This is a genomic window from Synergistaceae bacterium (assembly GCA_012728235.1).
In the GTDB taxonomy this organism is placed as follows: Bacteria; Synergistota; Synergistia; order Synergistales; family Synergistaceae; genus JAAYFL01.
Map to the genome: position 1 here is coordinate 1 of JAAYFL010000008.1, position 23,050 is coordinate 23,050.

At 41.9% G+C, this 23,050-nt stretch carries 22 protein-coding genes; 15 read left to right on the forward strand and 7 right to left on the reverse strand.

Going from position 1 to position 23,050, the window contains the following annotated elements:
- Window positions 1-499, reverse strand: a 499-nt coding sequence (locus tag GXZ13_00345; GenBank protein NLX74296.1) for a hypothetical protein, incomplete at its 3' end; no start/stop codon positions are given.
- Window positions 500-759: 260 nt separating this feature from the next.
- On the opposite strand from GXZ13_00345, the gene GXZ13_00350 reads away from it, so the two are divergent.
- On the forward strand, window positions 760-1,041 hold the full coding sequence (locus tag GXZ13_00350; protein ID NLX74297.1) for a ferritin: 282 nt from the start codon (window positions 760-762) through the stop codon (window positions 1,039-1,041).
- 97 nt (window positions 1,042-1,138) lie between these two features.
- On the opposite strand, the gene pdxS is transcribed toward GXZ13_00350, so the two are convergent.
- Window positions 1,139-2,017, reverse strand: coding sequence for a pyridoxal 5'-phosphate synthase lyase subunit PdxS (gene pdxS, locus GXZ13_00355; protein NLX74298.1), 879 nt, complete (start codon window positions 2,015-2,017; stop codon window positions 1,139-1,141).
- A gap of 113 nt (window positions 2,018-2,130) precedes the next feature.
- Here pdxS and GXZ13_00360 point away from each other — a divergent pair, with 113 nt between their 5' ends.
- From GXZ13_00360 to typA, 9 genes are all read left to right on the forward strand, one after another.
- Window positions 2,131-3,501 carry a PLP-dependent aminotransferase family protein gene (locus tag GXZ13_00360; GenBank protein ID NLX74299.1) on the forward strand — a complete coding sequence of 457 codons (1,371 nt, stop codon included), beginning with the start codon at window positions 2,131-2,133 and terminating at the stop codon, window positions 3,499-3,501.
- 552 nt (window positions 3,502-4,053) lie between these two features.
- Window positions 4,054-5,553, forward strand: a complete 1,500-nt coding sequence (locus GXZ13_00365) for an aldehyde dehydrogenase family protein (protein NLX74300.1) — start codon at window positions 4,054-4,056, stop codon at window positions 5,551-5,553.
- Between the two features lie 107 nt (window positions 5,554-5,660).
- Window positions 5,661-6,128, forward strand: a complete 468-nt coding sequence (locus tag GXZ13_00370; protein NLX74301.1) for a zinc ribbon domain-containing protein — start codon at window positions 5,661-5,663, stop codon at window positions 6,126-6,128.
- Window positions 6,129-6,181: 53 nt separating this feature from the next.
- A complete protein-coding gene (gene ychF / locus GXZ13_00375) occupies window positions 6,182-7,276 on the forward strand; it encodes a redox-regulated ATPase YchF (GenBank protein NLX74302.1) in 1,095 nt (364 codons plus the stop codon).
- A gap of 108 nt (window positions 7,277-7,384) precedes the next feature.
- Window positions 7,385-8,422: an N-acetyl-gamma-glutamyl-phosphate reductase gene (locus tag GXZ13_00380; protein ID NLX74303.1), complete on the forward strand. Its 1,038-nt coding sequence runs from the start codon at window positions 7,385-7,387 to the stop codon at window positions 8,420-8,422.
- Window positions 8,422-9,663 carry a bifunctional ornithine acetyltransferase/N-acetylglutamate synthase gene (argJ, locus tag GXZ13_00385; GenBank protein ID NLX74304.1) on the forward strand — a complete coding sequence of 414 codons (1,242 nt, stop codon included), beginning with the start codon at window positions 8,422-8,424 and terminating at the stop codon, window positions 9,661-9,663. Before GXZ13_00380 ends, argJ begins: the two co-directional genes overlap by 1 nt.
- Window positions 9,664-9,680: 17 nt before the next feature.
- The gene (gene argB / locus GXZ13_00390) at window positions 9,681-10,538 is read left to right on the forward strand and encodes an acetylglutamate kinase (GenBank protein ID NLX74305.1); all 858 of its coding nucleotides are present in this window, start codon (window positions 9,681-9,683) and stop codon (window positions 10,536-10,538) included.
- Window positions 10,539-11,729: an aspartate aminotransferase family protein gene (locus GXZ13_00395; GenBank protein NLX74306.1), complete on the forward strand. Its 1,191-nt coding sequence runs from the start codon at window positions 10,539-10,541 to the stop codon at window positions 11,727-11,729.
- 207 nt (window positions 11,730-11,936) lie between these two features.
- Window positions 11,937-13,832: a translational GTPase TypA gene (gene typA / locus GXZ13_00400; protein ID NLX74307.1), complete on the forward strand. Its 1,896-nt coding sequence runs from the start codon at window positions 11,937-11,939 to the stop codon at window positions 13,830-13,832.
- 116 nt (window positions 13,833-13,948) lie between these two features.
- On the opposite strand, the gene GXZ13_00405 is transcribed toward typA, so the two are convergent.
- The 5 genes from GXZ13_00405 to GXZ13_00425 form a co-directional block, all read right to left on the reverse strand.
- Window positions 13,949-15,130: a DegT/DnrJ/EryC1/StrS family aminotransferase gene (locus GXZ13_00405; GenBank protein ID NLX74308.1), complete on the reverse strand. Its 1,182-nt coding sequence runs from the start codon at window positions 15,128-15,130 to the stop codon at window positions 13,949-13,951.
- Between the two features lie 43 nt (window positions 15,131-15,173).
- The gene (locus GXZ13_00410) at window positions 15,174-16,286 is read right to left on the reverse strand and encodes an iron-containing alcohol dehydrogenase (GenBank protein ID NLX74309.1); all 1,113 of its coding nucleotides are present in this window, start codon (window positions 16,284-16,286) and stop codon (window positions 15,174-15,176) included.
- 28 nt (window positions 16,287-16,314) lie between these two features.
- Entirely contained in the window at window positions 16,315-17,049 is a 735-nt protein-coding gene (kdsB, locus tag GXZ13_00415) for a 3-deoxy-manno-octulosonate cytidylyltransferase (GenBank protein NLX74310.1), read from the reverse strand.
- A gap of 213 nt (window positions 17,050-17,262) precedes the next feature.
- A complete protein-coding gene (locus GXZ13_00420; GenBank protein ID NLX74311.1) occupies window positions 17,263-18,249 on the reverse strand; it encodes an MBL fold metallo-hydrolase in 987 nt (328 codons plus the stop codon).
- 13 nt (window positions 18,250-18,262) lie between these two features.
- Entirely contained in the window at window positions 18,263-18,916 is a 654-nt protein-coding gene (locus GXZ13_00425) for a DedA family protein (protein NLX74312.1), read from the reverse strand.
- Between the two features lie 249 nt (window positions 18,917-19,165).
- Here GXZ13_00425 and GXZ13_00430 point away from each other — a divergent pair, with 249 nt between their 5' ends.
- The 5 genes from GXZ13_00430 to thpR are packed head-to-tail and all read left to right on the forward strand — an operon-like array spanning window position 19,166 to window position 23,008.
- A complete protein-coding gene (locus GXZ13_00430) occupies window positions 19,166-20,161 on the forward strand; it encodes an asparaginase (GenBank protein ID NLX74313.1) in 996 nt (331 codons plus the stop codon).
- Window positions 20,158-21,453 (forward strand): 30S ribosomal protein S12 methylthiotransferase RimO, encoded by a 1,296-nt coding sequence (rimO, locus tag GXZ13_00435; protein NLX74314.1) that lies wholly within the window; start codon window positions 20,158-20,160, stop codon window positions 21,451-21,453. Before GXZ13_00430 ends, rimO begins: the two co-directional genes overlap by 4 nt.
- Window positions 21,450-21,938 (forward strand): phosphatidylglycerophosphatase A, encoded by a 489-nt coding sequence (locus GXZ13_00440; GenBank protein NLX74315.1) that lies wholly within the window; start codon window positions 21,450-21,452, stop codon window positions 21,936-21,938. The genes rimO and GXZ13_00440 overlap by 4 nt, the downstream gene beginning before the upstream one ends.
- Window positions 21,935-22,429 carry a CinA family protein gene (locus tag GXZ13_00445; protein ID NLX74316.1) on the forward strand — a complete coding sequence of 165 codons (495 nt, stop codon included), beginning with the start codon at window positions 21,935-21,937 and terminating at the stop codon, window positions 22,427-22,429. Before GXZ13_00440 ends, GXZ13_00445 begins: the two co-directional genes overlap by 4 nt.
- 24 nt (window positions 22,430-22,453) lie before the next feature.
- Window positions 22,454-23,008 (forward strand): RNA 2',3'-cyclic phosphodiesterase, encoded by a 555-nt coding sequence (gene thpR / locus GXZ13_00450; GenBank protein ID NLX74317.1) that lies wholly within the window; start codon window positions 22,454-22,456, stop codon window positions 23,006-23,008.
- Window positions 23,009-23,050 lie beyond the last annotated feature (42 nt).

A 23,050-nucleotide genomic window follows, 5' to 3' on the forward strand; every position in this document is an offset into this window, starting at 1 on the left:
CCTTTTTTGTTTGCTCCGTTTCTTTTCTCACTCTCTCCAAAGTTTCTTTTGAAAGTTGAGTCATTGTAGGAGACACGGTAAGTATTTCTGAAGGATAGATCTTTTCGGCCAATTCAACCTCATACTCTTTTGTCTTTACTACAGAGTCCTCTGTCCAATAAATCTTTATCTGCTGCGGTCCAGGTTTTGCATTCTTTAAGTCGGTCCCGATTAAGCAGCTATATTCATTGACATTATCAGTTGAACTTACCGGCAACAAGCTGGCACTATGGTCTTGCCATCTTAGTCGTACGGATTGCGCGTTTTTCGGCAGAGCGAAGTCGATGGTTATGGGCTGTCCTATTTGGAAAATTGCTGAGGGCTGTGCTGTTTCTTCTTCTTGATTTTCCATTTCCGCATATGCAGGTGAAAAAATAAGAAGATCTAAAAACAAAGAAAAGAATAGTTTCTTCCTTTTTAAAATATTTAATAAATCCATCTTCTCAATCCTAACTCTCATCATTTTATTTAGTGCTGCCAATAGCCAAGAAAAATTATCTATATTGCATCACAACTTGTCAATAAAAGTATACCCTATGTTTTCGTCTATTCACTTTATATCTTTTTATTCTATATAAAATTTATGAAAGGGAGTACGGCTTACGCTTGCCCTTTCTCCATGTAATTTGCGAAAAAGCACTTTTTTAGACTATAATTGAATCATAGAAAATATGTGCTTTAATAAATATAGACAACTGAGAGAAGAAAGGGGTAGAGAGAATGGCATATTCAGAACCTTATGACAAGATGGATAGGAAAACTCTTGATATCTCAAAAGCGATAACAAGCCTCAGAGAAGAGCTTGAAGCCGTAGATTGGTACAATCAGAGAGTAGCAACAGCGACAAATGAAGAACTCAAACGCATCATGGAGCACAACAGAGATGAAGAAAAAGAGCATGCTGCAATGCTTATCGAATGGCTCCGGAGAAACATGGATGTGTGGGATGAGGAACTCAGAGAAAACCTCTTTACAAACAAACCGCTAGGCAAACATAATTAAAGAGTAGGTAACATCCGATTCGTTGCTAAAACAAAAATTAAGCCTCGAGATTTTTCTCGAGGCTTAATTTTGTCGGAAGGGTTAAAAGCTGTATCTTTTATTTTCCTCTTTCTGCCATAAGCAGCTCTATCTCACTCTCATTTATTCCAACCATGGCTTCTCCCAAATCTTCGGATATTTCTGCAAGAATTTTGGGATTATCATAATTTTTCACCGCTTTAACAATTGCTGTAGCTCTTTTCTTAGGGTCGCCAGACTTGAATATGCCGCTGCCGACGAAAACTCCTTCAGCACCGAGCTGCATCATTAATGCCGCATCAGCAGGAGTTGCAACTCCACCTGCCGCAAAATTTACAACGGGAAGCTTTCTCTCTAAATGAACCTGCTTTAACAGAGTGTAGTCAACTTGCAGCTGTTTAGCCGCTTCATACAGTTCATCCTCTCTTAAAGAAACAACTCTTGCTATCTCAGCATTAACAGCTCTCATATGCTGAACTGCGTGTATGATGTCGCCTGTGCCCGGTTCGCCCTTTGTTCTTATCATGCAGGCTCCTTCTGAGATACGACGAAGAGCTTCACCAAGGTTTCTCGCTCCACAGACAAAGGGGGCTTCGAAGTTTGCCTTGTCGATATGATAGACATCATCAGCCGGGCTGAGCACTTCGCTTTCATCTATAAAATCAATCCCAATAGCTTCGAGAATTTGTGCTTCCACAAAATGTCCAATTCTGCACTTTGCCATAACGGGTATCGAGACAGAAGCTTGTATGCTTTTTATCATTTTTGGATCGCTCATTCTCGAAACTCCGCCAGCCACTCTGATATCCGCCGGAATTCTCTCCAGTGCCATGACCGCACAAGCGCCAGCCTCTTCAGCGATTTTTGCCTGTTCCGGAGTAGTTACATCCATTATTACTCCGCCTAGCAACTTTCTTGCAAACTCTTTATTTAGATTAAAACTTTCATTTTTAAGCATTTTACAACGCCTCCTTGTGTTTTATAGAATTACTCGTATATTTATAAGTGCATATTGTCATTTTAACAATGGGCAGATATACTAAATTTTACAATGACAGATGAGGTGAGCCAATGACATATGATTTTGCATTTATAGATGTTGCTTCGCTAGATGCCCTATGGAAGCAGATATATCAGGCTATAAGCGAAGGAATAGAAAGGGGCGTTCTTTCTCCTTCAGAAAAGCTCCCCTCTATCAGGGAGCTGTCTAAAACTTTGAACATAAGCCGTTCCCCTGTTGAAAACGCCTATATACATTTGCAGCTTAACGGACTAATAGAGAGTCGACCCAAAAAAGGATATTTCGTCCTTAAAAATATAAAAAGAGAAAAAACGGTAGCAGGTAAAAAAGAGTCTGAGATAAAAAAAGAAATAATTTATGATCTCAGCGGTGTTGGTATAGACCCAAATTCCGTTGATATCTCTTCGTGGAGTAGGCAGCTTCGTTCGGCGCTGAAGATGCAGGATAAGATATTTTCTGAGGGAGATCCACAGGGGGAGCCGGAGTTGAGGGAAGCTCTGGCAAAATATTGCTTTAAAGCGCGTAAGGTAAAAACGTCTCCTGAGCGTATTATCGTATCTTCCGGAACACAGCAACTTCTAACAGAGCTGTGCAGAATGATGGAGAGAAAAGGGAAAGTCGCAATAGAAAGTCCGGGATATAGTCAAGGCGAACGAATTTTTCGAGATTTTGGATGGGACGTTGTATCGATAGGCGATGTCGAAGAGCTTCCGGGTATCAAGCTGAAAGAAGGCAAATATGACATATTTGCGGATATCACTTCAAACAGGCCTCAAATGCCTCTGTCCTCAGTTGTAAAAAGAAGAAAAGAGCTTCTGAGCTGGGTTTCGCAGAAGAGCTCATACATATTAGAAGACGACTATAATGGAGAGCTTCGCTATTTTTCTCGTTCCTTCCCATCTCTGCAAGGCTTTTATCCGGAGAGAGTGATATATATAGGCAGTTTTTCCAGGCTTCTTCTTCCATCTGTTCGAATTGCCTACATGGTTGTGCCAGAGGATCTTGCGGAGAATACAAAAATTAAGAGTTCTCTCTATGATCAAACGGCCAGTAAAATAGAGCAGTTGGCATTAGCCGGATACATTAATGAAGGGCATATGGAGCGCCACATCAGACGGATGAAAAACATATATCAGAAACAAAGTAAAGAAATGATGGAAGCTTTGAAGGAAAGATTTAATGAAAGAGCCAACTACAAACTTCTAGAAACATCTCTTCTGATCTCAATTATATTTAAGTCGAATACAAATATAGAACTCCTTAAAAAGGCAGCTCTCACGCGGGGCATTGAGATAAACAATCTTTTTTACGACAAAAAGGGAAACGTCGTTGCAAATCTCTCTTTTTCTTCAATTCCATTTGATAAGATTAAAGCTGCTGTTAGAGAGCTTTCTGATTCTTGGAGGGATTTAATTTTATAGACCGGATTCCTTCTCCTCAGCCACACGTTTGCTAGCTGGATAAGTAATATCCTCATTATGACAAGTTGAAATTTCACTTTGGAGTTTATTGGAATGTTTTGAACCGGAGACTGACACAAGAAGAGTTTCATTATGCGCATTGGGCTGGTTTTTATTTTAAAACTAAATAAAGGTATTTTTTCTCCCTTCCTGCCGGGAGATTTAGCTTTGCCTGTCTCCAAACAAAAAATAATAGTTTGCTTCGGTCAAGACAGTATATTACAGAAGTTATTCAAAGGCAAAATATGTAAATTATGAATATTAAAATGCGGTTAATACAGATTCAGGCATTTGAATGATTCTTTATGATAGATGTATAATTTAAGCAGAAATTGTAAGTGTTTATATATTCTTTGGTTGGGTTCACCTGCTTTCAGGATCTTATTTTCAAATAAAACAGAAGCAGATGAAGCGTTACCCTAATGCAAGGATGCTTCTGGTGTAAGTTCTGGTGCAATATGGATTGAGAAAGTTAATTTTTTATTGACAGGGAAGGAGCTGTTTTTTATGAAAATGCCAAAAGTTAAGTTGCAGAAGGAGTATGGGCTTTTTATTGATGGAGAGTGGAGAAAGGCCTCTGACGGAGGAACTTTTAAAACTACCTGTCCGGCTAATGGCGAACTGCTTGCTACGTGCGCGGAAGCGACTCAGCAGGATGTAGACGATGCCGTAAAAGCTGCCTGGAAAGCTTGGGAAAGTTGGGGAAAAACAGAGACTGAAGAGCGTGCCGAGATTCTCATGAAGATAGCGGACGTTATAGACGAAAATGCCGAACATCTGGCAATGATTGAAACTCTGGACAATGGCAAGCCGATACGTGAAATGATGGCAATAGATATTCCTTACAGTTCGGACCATTTCCGCTATTTCGCCGCTGCCATTCGTACAGATGAAGGATCGGCTACCATGCTCAACAACAATACTCTTTCCCTTATTCTTAGGGAGCCAATAGGAGTAGTAGGTCAGATTGTTCCTTGGAACTTCCCCTTTCTCATGGCAGCTTGGAAATTAGCACCTGTTCTGGCCGCCGGAGATTGCACCGTATTTAAACCATCAAGCTTTACACCTCTCTCTGTTTTGGAGCTTGCTCGACTCACAAAAGATATAATCCCGGCCGGAGTTTTCAACGTAATCACCGGTAAGGGCTCCAAATCAGGACAGTACATAATAGATCATCCCGACTTAAGCAAACTCGCCTTCACAGGCTCTACTGACGTCGGCCTTTCTGTCGGCAAAGCTGCCGCAGACAAGCTTATTCCCGCAACTCTTGAACTGGGAGGAAAGTCTGCAAACATCTACTTCCCCGACTGCCAGTGGGATATGGCAATAGACGGCTTACAGCTGGGAATTCTGTTTAATCAGGGACAGGTCTGCTGTGCCGGCTCAAGGGTGTTTGTACATGAAGATATTTATGACGATTTTGTTAAAGACGCAGTTGACGCTTTTGAAAAAGTAAAAGTTGGAATGCCATGGGAAAAAGATACTCAAATGGGTTCACAGATAAATGAATCACAGATGAAGAAGATTTTGGCAGATATAGATTCTGCGGTAAAAGCAGGAGCAAATATAGCAGCGGGCGGGTACCAAGTCTTAGACGGCGACCTTGCAAAAGGAAGTTTCTTGGAGCCGACACTTCTTACAAATGTCACAAATGATATGGAAGTTGCACAGGAAGAAATATTTGGTCCTGTAGCGGTAATCATTAAATTTAAAACAGAAGAAGAAGTAATAAAGATGGCCAACGATAATAAATATGGACTTGGCGGAGCCGTTTGGACTCGCGACATAAATCGTGCAATAAGAGTCGCTCGTGCCATAGAAACCGGGCGCATGTGGGTCAATACATACAACAGCATTCCGGCAGGCGCCCCATTCGGCGGCTATAAAGTTTCAGGAATAGGCAGAGAAACTCACAAGACCGTGTTGGATCACTATACTCAGACGAAAAACATCATGATAAATCTAAGTGAAAGTCCAAGTGGATTTTACGATGATCTAAAAAAGAACAAATAGCTATAACGTAGAACCTAACTAAAACATGAAGCCTGAAGCCATTTTTTCGGGCTTCATGTTTTTTAAGATATTTACTTTAAAAGACTGCATAACTTCTGATATACTGAATAAATATTAAAATTAGCTTTAAATATCCGCTATTTGCCAAGGGGGGACTCCTAATAAAAAATTGTAAAAAATGCTCTGCAGAAGTATCAGAGTCAGCAAAATTTTGTTCAAACTGCGGATACAGCTTTTGTGAAAATCCCGAAGTAGTTTCCCCTTCGGAAAAAAAGGAATGGTTTTTTCTTAAATATTGGAGAGGCAACTATACACTGGGTGAGTCTATCGCTGTATATATAATTATAAATATAATTTCAAACAGGCTTCTTCGAATTATTTTAAATTATATGGACAATAATCTTGAGCCAAGCAGCTATATAACTTGGATAGTCGTTCTTCCTTTCTTGCTGCTAAATCTGTTTCAAGTCGTTGGGTGCTGGCGGTCGGCGAATAAGTATCGCGGCAAACAAATATATAGATACCTCGTTTATATTTTCATTGTGCTGAGCAATTTGGGCAGACTGGGATTTTAGCAAGTACAATAAAGAAGTAAAAATAAATTAAATAAATTATCGGAGTGATATTTATGTTGCACTGTGGAATAGTCGGACTGCCTCTAAGCGGCAAGTCAACGGTTTTCAACGTAATAACAAGAGCCGGAGCTGAGGTCAAGCCTTATGCCGGAGGAAAAACCGACCCAAACAAAGCGGTTGTATCGGTACCAGACAAGCGTTTTGACGAACTTGTGAAGATTCATTCTCCCAAGAAAATAACTCCTGCTCAAATGGAATTTATAGATCTCGCCGGGCTTTCCAAAGGAGCCGGCAAGGGTGCGGGATTGGGAAATGCCTTCCTTAGCTTTGTCGCAGACTCAGATGCTCTTATCCATGTAATTCGCTGCTTCAAAAACAGCTCGGTGGAACACCCCGAGGGAAGCATTGATCCCCTAAGAGACTGGGGCATTGTGGAAAACGAACTAATCTTCCGCGACTTGGCTGTAATTGAAAACCGCTTGAGCAGATTGGCCGCAAAAAAAAGACTTCTTCCAGAAGAAGAGCAGGAAAAAATACTTCTTGAAAAGTGCAACGACTGTCTCATGGAAGAGAAACCCTTGCGCAGCATTGAATTAAAGCCGGAAGAATGGCAAAGATTACGCGGTTTTTCATTCGTGACTTCAAAGCCGGAAATAATTGTCCTCAACCTTGACGATTCTCAAGCCGAGGAAACGGAAATTCCCGGATGGGAAGAGCTGAACAAGAGAGCCGAAGAACAGGATGTCATTCTCTGCAAGCTCTATGGAAGTCTTGAAATGGACATAATTGAGCTTACAGATGAAGAGGCGGCTGAGTTTACAGAGGGGCTCAATATTACTGAGCCGGGCAGAGAACGCCTTATAGGCGAAGCATACAGAGCACTTGGACTTATCAGCTTTTTCACATGCGGCCCCGATGAAGTTCGTGCATGGGAGCTTCACACGGGAGACAATGCCGTGGATGCAGCCGGAGCCATACACAGTGATCTGGCACGAGGTTTTATAAGAGCGCAAGTAGTATCGTTTGAAGATTACATGGTACATAACAACTCCTACGACGAATGTCGCAAAGCGGGATGTCTCCGCCTTGAAGGGAAAGAATATCTCGTAAAAGATGGAGATATCATCGAAATCAGATTTAACGTTTAAGATTACATTAACCTCTCTCTATCGCGACGAAATTTCGGGCTGTTAAAAGAGTAAACTATCACTGAAAAAGTTGAAAAGAAAATACTTTAGGTATAGAATGGCGGAATTATGATTAAAATAGCGATTATAGGTGCAACAGGGTATAGCGGGCAGGAGCTTTTGAGACTTCTGCAAAAACATCCGGAGGCAGAAATAAAATTTCTGGCTTCAAGAAGTTATGTGGGAGAAAGAATAGACCACATATATAAAAACTTCATTTCAGCTAACTTTGGAGATGAGGCTATTTGCGTTGAGCAGGATATAGAGAAATTCTCTAAAGAGTGCGACCTTATCTTTATAGCGCTTCCGTCCGGCTTTGCAAGCAAAAAAGTCACTAAGGAAATACTGGACAACGCCAAAGTAATAGATCTCGGAGCGGACTTTAGGTTTAAAGACGTAAACATCTACAAAGAGTGGTATAAAATCGAGCACTTTGGCGAGCGAGTTTTGCCTGAAGCGGTCTACGGTCTGCCTGAGCTCTATCGTGAAGAGATAAAAAAAGCTCGTTTGATAGCCAATCCCGGCTGTTATTCAACATGCTCCATACTTTCTCTGCTTCCATTTGTCAAAGCAGGAGTGATAGACACTTCTACAATAGTAATAGACGCCGCATCAGGAGCTTCAGGCGCTGGACGTGGACTCTCAACCTCTAATTTATTATGTGAAACCAACGAAAACTACAGAGCCTATAAAATAGCATCACATAGACATACAGCAGAGATAGAGCAGATTTTAAAACTGGATGTCCCCTTGGTGTTTACGCCCCATCTGCTTCCGATAAATCGCGGCATATTAACCACAATTTACGCGGATCTAAAAATGGATGCGACTGTATCAGATCTCAAGAAGATGGCTGAAGATTTCTATGCCGGAGAAGAGTTTGTACGGATTATAGAAGGAAACGAAAGTGCCGAAATAAGATGGATAAAGGGCTCTAACTATTTTGATATGAACGTATTCAAAGATAACAGAACAAAAAAACTGATAATAACGTCGGCACTGGACAACCTAGTCAAAGGTGCTGCGGGGCAAGCCATACAGAACATGAATCTTATGTTTGGACTTGAAGAAAATACAGGATTAACTGATTTAGGAGTATTTCCATAATGAAAAAAATACAAAATGCGATAGTGGCACCAAAAGGATTCAAGGCAAATGCAGTACACAGTGGAATTAAAAGACGCAGATACGATCTCTCTCTTATTTATTCAGAAACGGCTTGTGCCGGTGCAGCAGTCTATACGCGCAACATAGTAAAGGCGGCACCGCTTTTGGTAACAAAAGAAATTATCGAAAAAAATAGCGACTTAAGAGCAGTAGTCATAAATTCAGGCAATGCGAACGCATGTACAGGGAAACAGGGTTTAGAGGACGCAAAATCTATGGTAAAAGAAGTAGAATGTGCACTCGGACTTCCAGCTGACAGTGTTCTTGTAGCGTCAACGGGCGTCATTGGCGTACCCCTGCCCATGGATAGAATAAAAAAGGGGATAACCGAAGTCGTCAAAAACCTTGAAGCTACACAGGAAGCCGCCGGACGTGCAGTGGATGGGATAATGACCACCGACCTACGTAAAAAAGGCGTAGCCTATGAATTTGAACTTAATGGCAAGACTGTAAAAATTGGTGCCATCGCCAAAGGTTCCGGCATGATTCATCCAAATATGGGAACAATGCTCGGCTTTATAACCACGGACTGTGCCATATCAAATGAAATGTTGCAAAAAGCTCTTTCTGAAACTACGGAAAACACGTACAACATGCTCTCCGTAGACGGGGACACATCCACAAATGACATGGTCGTGCTTCTTGCAAATGGTCTCGCAGACAATAACGAAATCAACTGTGAGAACGAAGATTACATAAAATTTAAAGAAGTCTTAGAAAAAATAAATGTCTATCTAGCAAAACAGATAGTGATGGATGGCGAAGGAGCCACAAAGTTTCTTGAAGCAGAAGTCATCGGAGGCAAAACCCCGGAAGATGCGAAGAAACTTGCCAAGACAATAATATCTTCGACACTTGTAAAAACCGCATTTTTCGGAGAAGATGCAAACTGGGGACGTGTACTCGCCGCCATGGGACGCAGCGGAGGAGAGTTTAGCCCCGAAAAAGTAAAAATTGAATTTATAGCAGGTAAAAATGATAAATGGGAAGATCCGAAGCCTATCTTGCTCATGGAAAACGGAACCCCTGTGCCATTTGAGGAAGAGCATGCCAGAGAAGTTCTGGAAAGAAAATTTATTAAAATAAAAATCACTCTCGAAGATGGAGATGCAACAGCAACCGCTTGGGGATGTGATTTGAGTTATGAATACGTCCGTATAAACGGCGAATATAGAACATAAGTAAGAAGGTATTATAAATGAGAGAATATGTCCAAAAAGTAAAAGTACTAATGGAGAGCCTGAAATACATCAGAGAATTTCACGGCAAAATCGTCGTGATAAAACTTGGTGGCGCGACTCTCAGTAATAAAACAACATATCAGACGATTATAGAAGACATTGCCATGATGAAACTCACTGGAATTCATCCGGTTGTGGTACATGGTGGCGGAGTTCAGGTTTCAGAAATGCAAGAAAAACTTGGTATCGAGCCGGAGTTTGTAAATGGCTTGCGCGTGACGACAGATGAAGTTTCCGAAATCACACAGATGGTGCTTGCCGGCAATATCAACAAAAAAATAGTAGCAAGCCTCTGTGCTGAAGGGGTACAAGCTGTTGGGATTTGCGGCAGTGATGCAAATCTGTTTGAGGTGGAAAAGGTAAAGTCTGATGTTGATTTAGGAAATGTCGGAGATATAACTAAAGTAAACACAGAGTTTTTAGACACTCTTATAAAAAATGATATCATTCCTGTTATAGCCCCTGTGTCAACCGACGAGCATGCAAAGATTTTTAACGTGAATGCCGACACTGCGGTTTTAGCAGTTGCAAAGGCATTAGAAGCTCAGAAACTTGTTCTTCTATCCGACGTTGAAGGAGTCATGAGGGATATCTTTGACCAGAGTTCAATCATATTGCACTTAAGAGTGGATGATATCGAAAAATACATAGAAGAGGGCATAGTGACAGGCGGAATGATCGTAAAACTTAGAAGCTGCAAAGATGCCATTGAGGGCGGAGTCAAATCAGTTCACATACTGGACGGCAGACTGCAGCACTCAATCCTGCTTGAGATATTCACCCCCGATGGATTTGGAACCATGGTGGAAAAATAAATGAAAAAAATGATGGAAAAGTGTGAGAAGTACGGCTTCAACAACTTTAGCCGCTTCCCAATTGTTATAGAGAGCGCAAAAGATGGTTACATGTTTGATACAGAAGGGACAAAATACCTTGATTTCATGGGCGGAATCGCAGTCAATTCTGTTGGTTACGATGACGAAGATTTCAAGAATTCTCTCAAAGATCAGATAGACAAAATAATCCACTGCTCCAACCTTTACTACAACGAAGCTCATGTCAAAGCGACAGAGCTTTTGAGCAAAGTTTCCGGTTATGAGAAAGTTTTTTTCTGCAACAGCGGAACAGAGGCAAACGAAGCTGCCATGAAACTAGCTCGCATATTTGGAAAGTCCGGCAAAAACGGAGCAACCAAAATTATAGCCTTTAAGAACTCTTTTCACGGCAGAACTTTAGGTGCTCTAAGCGTTACAGGCCAGCCGAAATATCAAAAGGATTTCACTCCTCTCATCCCCGATATTCTTTTTGCAGAATATAACAATTTTGAATCAGTGGTTGAACTGGTAGATGAGAGTGTATGTGCCTTGATCATGGAACCTGTTCAGGGAGAGGGCGGAGTAATCTCTGCGGATAAAGACTTCGCCAAAGCCGTTAGGGAGCTTTGTACTAAGGAAAACATTATGTTGATATATGACGAAGTTCAGACAGGAATCGGACGAAGCGGCAAGTTATTTGATTTTGAACAGCTGGATGTACGCCCCGATGTCCTTACACTTGCAAAAGGCCTTGGCGGTGGAGTGCCCGTAGGTGCTATCTGTGCAGATGACAAGTTCGCACACTTTTTTACACCCTCTACTCACGGCACAACATTTGGCGGCAACCCTCTTGCATCAAGAGCAGTTGAATATGTGCTCAGCCGCATCTCTGATGAGAGCTTTTTAAAAGACGTAAAGAACAAAGGCGATTATTTTATAGGAAAACTTGGAGAGTTAAAGAAAAAATATCCTTTCATAAAAAAGATAAATGGAAATGGCTTGCTTTTAGGACTCGTAATAGATGATAAATTTGCAGCGGCAGACATAGTGAAAAAAGCTCTTGAAAATAAGCTGCTACTTCTTACAGCAGGGAACAACACCGTAAGATTTGCACCTGCTCTCACAATTACTCCCGACCTTATCGACAGAGGTTTGGAGATATTGGACAAAATATTTGAGTCAATAAATTAAAATTAACATAAATTTAAAATCAGATAAAGACTCAGTTGCCGTTTGGCTCTGAGTCTTTATCTTTTTAATATTTTTTACAGTTGCATCTTTACAGAAAAAGAGTGTTATAATATCACATTGTTCACATAAAAAGTGAGATGCGAACATACATGGAAATAATCTGTGCCTGTATAAGGCTAATCTGCAGATGAAGGGAACAGTAAATATATGCAAGATTCATCAAAACTAAGAAACATAGCAATAATCGCCCACATTGACCACGGCAAGACAACTCTTATCGATGGCATCTTCAAATCTGCTCATCTCTTTAGAGACAATCAGCAAATTGAAGAAAGAGTTATGGACGCCGGAACAATTGAGCGTGAACGTGGAATAACAATTAAAGCGAAGCACTGTACTGTTGAGTGGCAGGGCTACAAAATCAACATAGTTGATACTCCGGGACATGCCGACTTTTCCGGAGAAGTTGAAAGAGTACTCTCCATGGTCGACTCAGTTCTTCTCTTGGTGGATGCCAACGAAGGCCCTATGCCTCAGACTCGCTACGTGTTAATGCAAGCTCTCAAGTTAGGGCTTAACCCCATAGTAATAGTTAACAAAGTAGACAGACCCAACTCAGATCCAGATGAAGCATTGGACAAGACATTTGACCTTTTTATCGAGCTTGGAGCCACAGAGAAACAGTGTGATTTCCCGATTTTGTACGGCTCAGGATTGCAGGGTTGGTTTGTTGATGACCTAAATAAACATCCGGACAACACAAAAGCCGGAATGGATGATTTGTTTAAAATATTGATAGAGAAAGTTCCCGCACCGAAAGCAGTTATGGACGCACCCTTTAAAATGCAAGTAAGCACTCTTTCATGGAGCGACTACCTCGGCCGTATCGGCGGTGGAAGAATACTTCAGGGAACCTTAAAAAAGGGAGATAGAATTGTAAGAACAAATACAAAATGGGACAATTACGACCAGACATCTTGGTCAATTGTTTCAAACGATACGTCTACATGCTCCCACCTTTACGTCACAAACGGACTTGAGAGAACTGAAGTGGAATCAGCCGGTGCAGGAGATATCGTTTGGTTCACCGGCCCGGAAAATATAGATTTGGGAGACACTATCGCATCTCCGGAACTTACGGGAGAAGAGCATATAATGCCGCCTCTCGGGATAGAAGAGCCAACTATCTCCATGTTCTTCCTCGTAAACACGAGCCCCTTTGCAGGCAAGGATGGAAACGCTATAACTCTTCGCCAGCTAAAAGCTCGCATTGAACGAGAGACCAAGTCAGACCCGGCATTACGCATGGAAGATATTGGCCGGGCAGACGGAGTAAAAGTATCGGGACGCGGCGAGCTGCATCTCGGCATATTAATCGAAGAAATACGCCGTGAAGGCTCAGAATTGGCCGTTTCACGCCCCGAAGTAATAGTACAGTATGACTCCAATGGCAAGAAGCTTGAGCCGATGGAGGAAGTAATGATAGACGTACCTGAAGAATATCAGGGAATAGTTATCCAAAAATTAGCTCTGAGAAAAGGCGAGCTCGTCAATATGGAAAATACCGGAACCGGAACTCTTCGTATGCTTTTCAAAATAAGTACAAGAGGTCTAATCGGCTATAGAGGAGAATTCCTTACAGACACACGTGGGCTTGGCATCATGGCTTCACGCTTCGTCGGCTATGATGAGTGGGTGGGCGAGATAACATCACGCTCTCACGGTTCGCTTGTCAGTATGGAAACAGGAACTGCCACAGCCTACTCCCTGCATAATTTGCAGGAAAGAGGAAGGTTGTTCATCAAACCGGGAGATGAAATTTATAACGGCCAAGTTGTTGGAGAAGCGGCGAGAGATATGGACCTTGCATGCAATCCCGCCAAACGCAAGCAGCAGGTAAACTTCCGTTCAGCAACAAAGGACATGATTGTGGTTTTGGACGTTCCTAAAATAATGAACGTAGACAACGCTCTTGAGTGGATAGGCGAAGATGAGCTTGTGGAAGTAACTCCAAATAACGTGCGTATAAGAAAGATGATTCTCAACTTAGACGAACGCAGAAAATCTCAGAAGAAATCTGGTCGAGACGAAGAGGAAGAGTAATAACCCATAAGTTATATAATACAAAAAAGAGTTGCCGGATATTTATTATTCCGACAACTCTTTTTTATTTCATTTGTATCTATTTCAATAGTCTATTTCGTTCAGCTTGCTAAAAGCTATTTCTTTATTGCTTCCATTCCGGCACGTACCGCATCTATTATTTTATTTATGGAAGCATCATCCATGCAGATATTAAGGCCGAACATGACGGCACGGCTTAAAACTGCATCACTGCTCGCCATACTCTCCGGAGCATAAGATGGAGCTTTTGTCCCGAAGAAATCTTTTTCGCTCATGTCATTCAATGCTCTCCAATGTTTTGCATAATGCCACGTATTCTCTGAGATAATATCGCAGCCGCGGCCAGCCTCTCTTGTTGCTTTTTGGAATATTTTTGCATCTTCAGCTGTTGGCATCATAAAGATAGCGTGTGTTGCCGTGTCGCCATCGCTGTCATGCATCGGTCGCGCTTTTATTCCCGTATCTGCCACGGCGTCGAGAATTTTCTTTTTAGATTCGCGAAGTTTGCCGAGAGCGAGCTGCATCTTGTCAAGAGCCACTAACCCCAGTGCTCCCTGAACTTCACTCAAACGGTAGTTGACACCGAATCCCGATTTTCCCTCTTCGCCGCGCTCTATTATTTTGCTGTGCACATGCCCATGGTCATGATAACAATCCATGTTGAAATATAAGTCTTCTCTGTCGGTCAGAACCATTCCGCCCTCGCCCACAGTCAAAGTCTTATTCGGGTCAAAGCTCCATGTGCCGCAAACGCCCAATGTTCCGAGGTATCTCCCTTTGTAAGTCCCACCTACGACCTCGCACGCGTCTTCCACAACAGGAATATTATGTTTGTTTGCAATCGCCATTATTTCATCCATATTAGCCGCCACTCCAAACATATGCACTGGCATAATAGCCTTTGTCTTTTCCGTAATTAGTTTTTCAATACAGTTAGGGTCAAGGGAGAGAGTTTCGTCTATCTCACCCAGTACGGGAACGGCGTTGCACTCAATGATTGCCTCAATTGTCGCTATAAATGTGAATGGAGAGGTTATGACCTCGTCTCCCGGTTTAATCCCTAATCCTTTGAGTGCAAGAATAAGAGAAGCAGTGCCATTTGCAACGGCCAAGGCATATTTTGCACCCGTTATCTCTTTTGCTTTATCCTCAAATTCATCAACCCTATACTGTCCGTTCCTGGCCGAGTGAGAGCCGTAGCGATGTATCATTCTTCTCTCTATTACATCTTTTATTGCCTCTATTTCTCTATTGTCGAAAATTTCTGCTCCTGCCATTTCTATCCCTCCATCTCATTTGTTTTAACCTTTTAAAATACTTTTATTTTTCAGATACTATTTTTTCATAAATCTTTCTCATAAATTCTTCCGTGGCATACTTTCTATATTCCTCACCAAAGCAGCTTTCCCAAAGCTTAGTCATCCCCATTGAGGTTTTTACCATTTTCTCGATATGACTCTCATTTATTCCGTAATCTGCCGCGTTAGGACGGGGCATTTCATTTGCCTCAAGAAAATGAACAGTATCTCTGTATCCGTCAGGATATAGATTTTCCAATGCCAACATTGATATGGTTACTGCGACACTGTGAGGTAGAGTCGGTGAAGAGTTGCTAAGTCCATAAGAAATTGCATGTGCTCCTCCCACTCTTCCCCCTATCGTGCTGCTTCCTCCAAGAATCGAAGCTTTAGCGGCTTTTATTGATGCTTCAATATTGAAAGGTTCGACTCCGCTAGAGAGCAGTTCTCTCGCTAACGCCAGCCCATCCTCCGCATCCAAAATGGCTTCGCTCTTGCTCGTCTTGCTCTTCGTTATCTCATAGTGGTGATAGTAGCAATCCATCATCGTATAGAAGCGATTAAATTTCGGTGTCGTAATCGGGAGTTGCGGATCAATCATTGCAACGTCGGGCGATGTGTGTTTGTTGTTTATTCCCAATTTTCTTTCAGGGCCTCGTAATACAGCAATCGGAGTAATTTCAGCTCCCGTTCCAAAAAGTGTGGGAACCGCCCAAATCTCAGGCCCCTTTGCCATCTCCATGTCGTACCCCTGGTACTCTTCCGCTTTTTTGGGGTTGGCCAGGCAAATTGAAGTGGCTTTTGTCAGGTCAATGGTTGAGCCTCCGCCGATCCCCACGACTAAATTTATGTCTCTTCCCAATGATTTAATTAATGAAACAAGCTTATTTACATCGCCAGTTTTCGGTTCAGAAAGAGTCGCGTCAAAAAGATATTTATCCTTTTGTGCAAAAATTTTGTTGTACTTGTCATCTTCTTTTAAGGCACTGTCTATAATAAAAAATGTGTCTTTTTCTTTCTCTTCTATTTTGTAAAACAAATCGTTTATTGCGTTGGCTGATACGATTATTTCTGTGTTTATTTCAGTTCTCCACCAAGCTTTTAATTTTTTTAATTCTTCTATGACGTTAATCATTATGCAACTCGTCTCTCTTTTATATCTCTTAGACTAAATCTTCGCACTGAGCGAAATAGCTTTCTATCTTTTCCAAGTCTCTCGGAGTGTCAATCTCGATAGTGTCGTTTTCTGTCAACACACATTTGATTGAGTAGCCTTTTTCCAAGACTCTCAACATCTCAAGACTCTCCGCTTTTTCTAATGGCGTCTGCTCCCAAGAAGAGAACTCTAAAAGAAAATCTCTCCGCCAAGCGTAAGGCCCAATATGTTTGAACCAAATTCCATCTTCTTTTATCGGATAAGGTATTGGTGAGCGGCTGAAGTACATCGCTCGTCCATTCTTGTCGAAGACCATTTTTACACAGCTCTCTGCGACAACTTCTTCCATCTTCTCTATTCTTTTAGCCAGAAGAGCGAGCATTATGGAAGAATCTCTCTCCAATTCGACGACAAGAGGATCAATCATTTCGCTGTTAACCAGGGGGTCATCAACCTGCACATTGAGTACAAACTCGGATGGAATTTCTCTGGACACCCATGCGACACGGTCTCCGCCACTTGGTAAATCGGCAGGCGTCATAATCACGTCTCCGCCATATTTTCTAACGGCATCGGCAATTCGCGAGTCGTCAGTAGCTACGACGACCTTGTCAATTGTTTTACACTTTTGAACGTTTGAAAGGACTCTTATTACGAGAGGCACTCCGGCTATGGGAATAAGTGCTTTGCCGGGCAATCTGCTGCTTGCGTAACGCGCTGGAATCACTGCAAGGGTTTTCATCCCTCTAACCTCCTTCGCAGGCAGCTTATGCAGTGTATGGTCGTATTTTTACGACTTTCTAAGCTGCCAATTTTTGGCTAGAGGCTAAGAATATATCTTCAGTTGCTAATTGTCAACGAAATAAGATAGAGAGTTTGTTTCTTTTTGGCTAAAAATAAAGAGCCTCTTCATAAACGAAGAGACTCTTTTAATTTGCTTTTAATGTTATATTCTCTAGTTCTGGAAAAGAGCGAACTCTCTGCTCTTGAAAGTGAGAGTTTTTCTGTACGGACGTTCTGATCTGTGTCTGTACCAAGCTTCAAGTCCCATAGGATTCAGCTGTAACAGAATTTTACACTCGTTAAGAACGTACTCTCTCGGATTTTTTATTCCATATAAAGAGGCAGTCTTTGTATATAAATTCAAAAGATACTCTCTTATCTTTTCTTCATTTCCGTTAAGTTTTTCTGTTTCAAAAACATACTTGTCTATATCTCTGTGAAGTTCTTCAGCAGCTTCGCTCAAATTTTCAAGCAGTCCAAAATGTGTTAGATAAACTTTTTGAGGTTTAAATCTGGCTATTTTGTCGATACTGCTGTGCATGTCTCCCGGATCAAACTGCATTGGCGCCGTTGATGGAATAATCCAGCGTCCGTTAATGGCGTTCATTTCCGGCCATGAAGAACCGAGTGCATCGCCCGTGAACATAGCCGAATGTTTCTCATCGAAGAAAGCCATATGATGTCTGGCATGTCCCGGAGTCGCAAGGCAAATTATATTGCGAGATTTCATATTTATAGTTTGTCCATCTTCCGCAGCGATTATTCTATTGCGGTCAACGGGAATTATCTCTCCATATAAAGACTTGACCCAGTCCGCCCCATAAACTTCCGATGCGGCTGCAACAATTCTCTGAGGATCTATTAAGTGAGGTGCGCCGAGGGGATGAATGACGATGCGTGCATTCGGGAATTCTTTTATGTAGCTGCCCGCTCCGCCTGCATGGTCAAGATGCACATGAGTGATAAAAATATATTCGACATCTTCTTTGCGAACACTCAACTCATTCATTGCATCAAGAATGTAAGGCAAGGAGGCATTGTTTGCCGTCTCAACAAGAGCGGCACTATTGCTGTCGCGTAAAATATAGACAGCTGCGTTTCCTTTTCTTAGATAGTGAGAGTCAACGGCGAATATACCGTCATCGTATTTGTAGTACATGTTATTTTATAAATTAGTCCTCTTCTTTTTCAGTCTTTTTTGCTGCTTTTCTCCTATGCAGATACACATATAGCAGTATAAGTATAACGCATCCGGCTATAAGATAAAAGGATATCTTTTTAACTTCTTGCTGTATCAAAGAAGTATCGCTGCCCAGAAAATATCCGACAAAGGCCAGGATTGCCACCCAAATTCCGGAACCCAAAGCAGTATAGGCACAGAACTGTTTCAAAGGCATTCTTGCAAGACCGGCAGGAAGTGAAATATACTGTCTGAGAACAGGGATAAGCCTTCCCGTAAAGGTGCTTATATGTCCATGTTTCTCAAAGAAGTCATCAGCCTTGTCCAATGTTTCATTTGTGATAAAGAAGTACTTGCCATATTTTTCGAAAATAGGGCGCCCCCACTTTACTGCTATCCAGTAGTTAAAAAGGCCTCCCAAAATGCTTCCAAATATTCCCGAAAGAATAACTATAATCAAATTCATTTCGCCCTTGGAGGCAAGATAGCCCGCAGGTGGGACAACGACTTCGCTTGGGAATGGGAAAAAGGATGATTCCAAAAACATAAGTCCGATTACGCCGGGATAACCCAAGTGCCCTACTACAGCGACAAGCCAATCTACGAGACCATGAAACAGCACAATACATTGTGTGATAATGCTCATAATGTTCCCCCTATAATTAAGTTCTAAAAGTGCTAAAATAATTCCAAAAGATTTAGACGTATAATTCATAAAAGCCTATTCGAAGAGTATTTTATCATCTTTTGGAAAAGAAGTGTAACATTTGACTTCGTCTATTAAATAAGGCGTAAGTTTGTAACAGATTGTCCTTTGCGTTAATATACAGATGTACAGAAAGTCATTTATAATTAATTTTCTCAATCGCATGATATGCGAATGGAGGTATAAGTCTTGGAAACAAAAACAAAACTGGCACTTCTGCTGGCAGGAAGTTTCTCCACTCAGGAGGATAATGTTGATCCTTGCTCACTATTAGACTGTTTGCCGGGAGATCTTGCAAAACTTTGCGAACCGATAGATTGGAGCTGTCAGCCGAGCAGTCACTATTCGATGCCGCTTATGCTGGAAATGTCCAATATGTTCGACTCTCTTATAGAACAAGGATATACCGGGATTATAGTCGTATCCGGAACAGCTGTAATGTCGGAGATGGCTTACATGGCAGATCTCCTGTGGCAACACTCAGAACCTGTTATTTTTGCAAATCTCCTGACACAGGGTCGTGTTGGACTTGAAGAGGGACTGAAGAACTTAAACTGTTCCGTACTGGCTGCACTTTCTCACGAGGCACGCAACAGGGGAGTCCTAGTCTGTTCCAGCGGGGAGCTTTTTGATGCAGCTGAAGTTGTCATGATAGATCCTTTGAGCCAAGACAACGTGTTCCAGTCAACGGGGAAGGGTTCTGTCGGCAAAATTATAAATGGAGAAATAAGATTTGTCAGACCGAACGGGAGACCGGTTTTTTTATTAAGGCGCCCAGAAAGAACACCAGTCGTTGAGATTGTAACTGCTTCACTTGGAGGCGGGGAGAAGATAATCGCCGCACTGGCAAATGACAAAGAAATAGAAGGGGTTGTCCTCTCCGGATTTGGAACAGGCAACATATCTCCCTCGTGGGTGCCTCACGTTCGAAATCTCATCAGAAGAAGAATTCCCGTGGCAATAGTCTCTCGCTGTTTCCAAGGGCAAGTTTCAAGAACCGGATTGTATGAAGGAAGTTTTGCAAAACTTACAGAAATGGGCGTTATATCTGGAGGTCATTTGAGTTCAAGTCAAGCGCGCATAAGAATGTCTCTCGGCATAGGTGCAGGTTTGACAGAAGAAGGGTTAAAACTTTATTTGCTCAACAATCCGGTCGATGAAGAAACGCCGGAACTATATAAATGAAAATTTATATACTGAGTTTAGGCTGTGCAAAAAACAAAGTTGACAGCGAATGTTTAGCAGGCGAACTAAAGAGAGCTGGACACACTTTAGTTGAAGACGTCTCCCTTGCTGAAGTAGGGATAGTCAATACCTGTGGATTTATCAGACCCGCAGTTGAAGAAAGTGTCGCTGCAATACTGGATTTAGAACAGCTTAAACACGAAGGAAAACTCAAAAAAATAGGTGTTGTTGGTTGCCTTGTAAACAGATACAGCGGAGAAATGAACGAAGATCTTCCCGAAGTTGACTTTTGGGCTGACAGTGAAGATTGGGGCAAAGTCCTCACATATTTAGGCAACGAAGAAAAATTAGGGCGTTTCCGCTCCATTCTGCCACTCTCATCCAAACACACGAGATACCTGAAAATAAGTGAAGGATGCAATAATCACTGCACTTTCTGCACTATTCCCTCTATTAGGGGCGATTTACGCAGCCTTCCCATAAAAATGTTAGTGAGCGAAGCAGAGCAGCTCGTGAGCGAAGGAGCTCGCGAACTCTGCCTTGTGGGACAGGATCTCACAGTTTACGGAACAGACATATACCACAAGAGCTCATTCATTGAACTCTTGGATTCACTGGAATCATCACTGCCGAAAGACATATGGATACGTCTCTTATATCTTCATCCTGCACGAGTCACAACACAGCTGTTGGAACGCATCTCTTCCGGCCGTCAAATTCTTCCCTATCTAGATGTTCCCATACAGCATGGGGACTCACGCATATTGTCCGCAATGAATCGCGGCATGAGTGATGAAGAACTACTGGCCATATTCAAAAAAGCACGTGAGATAAACCCCGATTTTGCTCTAAGAACTACCTGTATGGTAGGTTTCCCCGGAGAGAAAAAACAGCATTTCGACAAAATGATTGACTTTATATCTGAGGTTCAATTCGACCGAATGGGAGCTTTTACCTTCTTTGCGGAAGAGGGAACAAAAGCTTATGAAATGTCGGGACAAGTGTCCGAAGCAACTAAGAAAAAACGGCTTAACACGCTCATGGCTGTACAAGAGGAGATATCTTTTAAAAGACAGCAGCTCTTCGTAGGCAGAGAAGTGGACGTGTTGCTGGAAAATGTTGAGTGGGAATATGGATTTGCCGAGGGCAGAAGCTTTAGAGAAGCACCCGAAGTAGATGGATTGATAGAAATTAGAAATATTCGTGAAGATTTAAAAGTGGGAGATATTATCAAAGTACAATTAAAAGAAGCCATGCCGCACGATATGGTTGGAGAGGAAGTAGAGAAATGAATTTAACAGCACAGATGAAAACGTGGTACGGCATGATATCTACTTTTGGAACAATTGGGCGTTTCAGCAACATGCCCGGAACATTAGCCTCTATTGTTGCATGTATTATCTGGATATTGCTAGGCGGAGTACCCATTTGGGGAATTGCCGCCCTGATATTGATAGGCACTATTGCTGCAGATAAATATGTAAAAGCAACCAAAAGCGAAGATCCTGGAGAAGTGGTTATAGACGAAGTGGCGGGTAGTTGGATCGCATGTTTCGGATTTGACCTCACCTACGTAATAGTCGCTCTTTTCTTATTTAGGATAATAGACATAACAAAACCTTTCCCCATAAAACAGATGGAAAAGTTACCGGGAGGACTCGGTGTCATGGCAGATGACATTCTCGGAGGAGCACTCACCAACCTCCTTATTCGGTTTTTTCAGTGGTTGTTCTTTGCTGGCGGAATAACTGCAATTAGTGAGGTGGTAGGAATATGAGTGAAGACAACTTCCTGCTTGTACAACGACTCTTTAGAGTTGCCACAGACAAAAACATAAAAATATCTTTTGCAGAATCTTGCACCGGAGGCCTTATCGGAGCTGCAGTGACAGAAATAGCCGGAGCGTCAGAATTCTTTTTAGGCTCAGCAGTAACATATTCGAATGAAGCCAAGAAAAACATACTAGGAGTAAACAAAACTACTTTGGAAAAATATGGTGCCGTAAGTGCAGAGTGTGCCGAAGAGATGGCGGCAGGCGCCAGAAAAATATATAAATCTGATATCGCAATTAGTACAACGGGGATTGCGGGCCCGGCAGGCGAAAGCGAAGAAAAGCCAGTCGGCACAGTCTGGTTCGGCTACGCTTCGAAAGGCAAGACCACGTCATTTACGCGCGTTTTCAAAGGCGACAGAAATAAAATAAGAGAAGCGGCTTTAAGACAGGTGCTATTCTTTCTATTGGAGGAATTGAGTACCGATGAAAAATAAAAACTTTGCATTCGGTAAAAAATCTTGAGAGTTTTTATATCAATACTTCTCCCCCAAAAGCAGAGACAAGCTATCTCTAAACGGATAGATTCAATTCGTACTGAAACCGCGAAAATGATTAAATGGGTTGACCCTTCCACCTTGCACATCACCCTGAAGTTCTGTGGCGAGTGCGAAGAGAAAATAGTTGAAGAAATAAAAAATCAGTTAAATAATCTCAAACAGCAGGGAAGTTTTACTCTATACACAGAAGGCATTGATGCTTTCCCCAACATAAATAAACCAAACATTATATGGACGAGGATACAAGGTGATTTAGGTCCGCTGAAACTACTGCAAAAAGAAGTTGAGAATGCAACGTCCAATGCCGGAGCAGGAATAGAGAGATCTCCCTTTCATCCACATCTCACCTTAGGGCGAGTGAAAAGACACACAGTTCTTTCGAAAACCATCATAAATAAAATGAAAAACAGCGAATTATTGATAGAACCTTGGTTAGTAGAGGAAATAGCGCTGATGAAAAGCGAGCTTACTCAATCCGGTCCAATACATGAAATTCTCGGGCTTTTCAAAATATAAAAAACTGCTATAATTTAAAATGAAATCAAATTGTATACATTA

Bases quoted from the DNA above. Each gene is read 5' to 3' on its own strand.
- GXZ13_00350 (NLX74297.1), top strand. From the start codon at position 760: ATGGCATATTCAGAACCTTATGACAAGATGGATAGGAAAACTCTTGAT.
- pdxS (NLX74298.1), bottom strand. From the start codon at position 2,017: ATGCTTAAAAATGAAAGTTTTAATCTAAATAAAGAGTTTGCAAGAAAG.
- GXZ13_00360 (NLX74299.1), top strand. From the start codon at position 2,131: ATGACATATGATTTTGCATTTATAGATGTTGCTTCGCTAGATGCCCTA.
- GXZ13_00365 (NLX74300.1), top strand. From the start codon at position 4,054: ATGCCAAAAGTTAAGTTGCAGAAGGAGTATGGGCTTTTTATTGATGGA.
- ychF (NLX74302.1), top strand. From the start codon at position 6,182: ATGTTGCACTGTGGAATAGTCGGACTGCCTCTAAGCGGCAAGTCAACG.
- GXZ13_00380 (NLX74303.1), top strand. From the start codon at position 7,385: ATGATTAAAATAGCGATTATAGGTGCAACAGGGTATAGCGGGCAGGAG.
- argJ (NLX74304.1), top strand. From the start codon at position 8,422: ATGAAAAAAATACAAAATGCGATAGTGGCACCAAAAGGATTCAAGGCA.
- argB (NLX74305.1), top strand. From the start codon at position 9,681: ATGAGAGAATATGTCCAAAAAGTAAAAGTACTAATGGAGAGCCTGAAA.
- GXZ13_00395 (NLX74306.1), top strand. From the start codon at position 10,539: ATGAAAAAAATGATGGAAAAGTGTGAGAAGTACGGCTTCAACAACTTT.
- typA (NLX74307.1), top strand. From the start codon at position 11,937: ATGCAAGATTCATCAAAACTAAGAAACATAGCAATAATCGCCCACATT.
- GXZ13_00405 (NLX74308.1), bottom strand. From the start codon at position 15,130: ATGGCAGGAGCAGAAATTTTCGACAATAGAGAAATAGAGGCAATAAAA.
- GXZ13_00410 (NLX74309.1), bottom strand. From the start codon at position 16,286: ATGATTAACGTCATAGAAGAATTAAAAAAATTAAAAGCTTGGTGGAGA.
- kdsB (NLX74310.1), bottom strand. From the start codon at position 17,049: ATGAAAACCCTTGCAGTGATTCCAGCGCGTTACGCAAGCAGCAGATTG.
- GXZ13_00420 (NLX74311.1), bottom strand. From the start codon at position 18,249: ATGTACTACAAATACGATGACGGTATATTCGCCGTTGACTCTCACTAT.
- GXZ13_00425 (NLX74312.1), bottom strand. From the start codon at position 18,916: ATGAGCATTATCACACAATGTATTGTGCTGTTTCATGGTCTCGTAGAT.
- rimO (NLX74314.1), top strand. From the start codon at position 20,158: ATGAAAATTTATATACTGAGTTTAGGCTGTGCAAAAAACAAAGTTGAC.
- GXZ13_00440 (NLX74315.1), top strand. From the start codon at position 21,450: ATGAATTTAACAGCACAGATGAAAACGTGGTACGGCATGATATCTACT.
- GXZ13_00445 (NLX74316.1), top strand. From the start codon at position 21,935: ATGAGTGAAGACAACTTCCTGCTTGTACAACGACTCTTTAGAGTTGCC.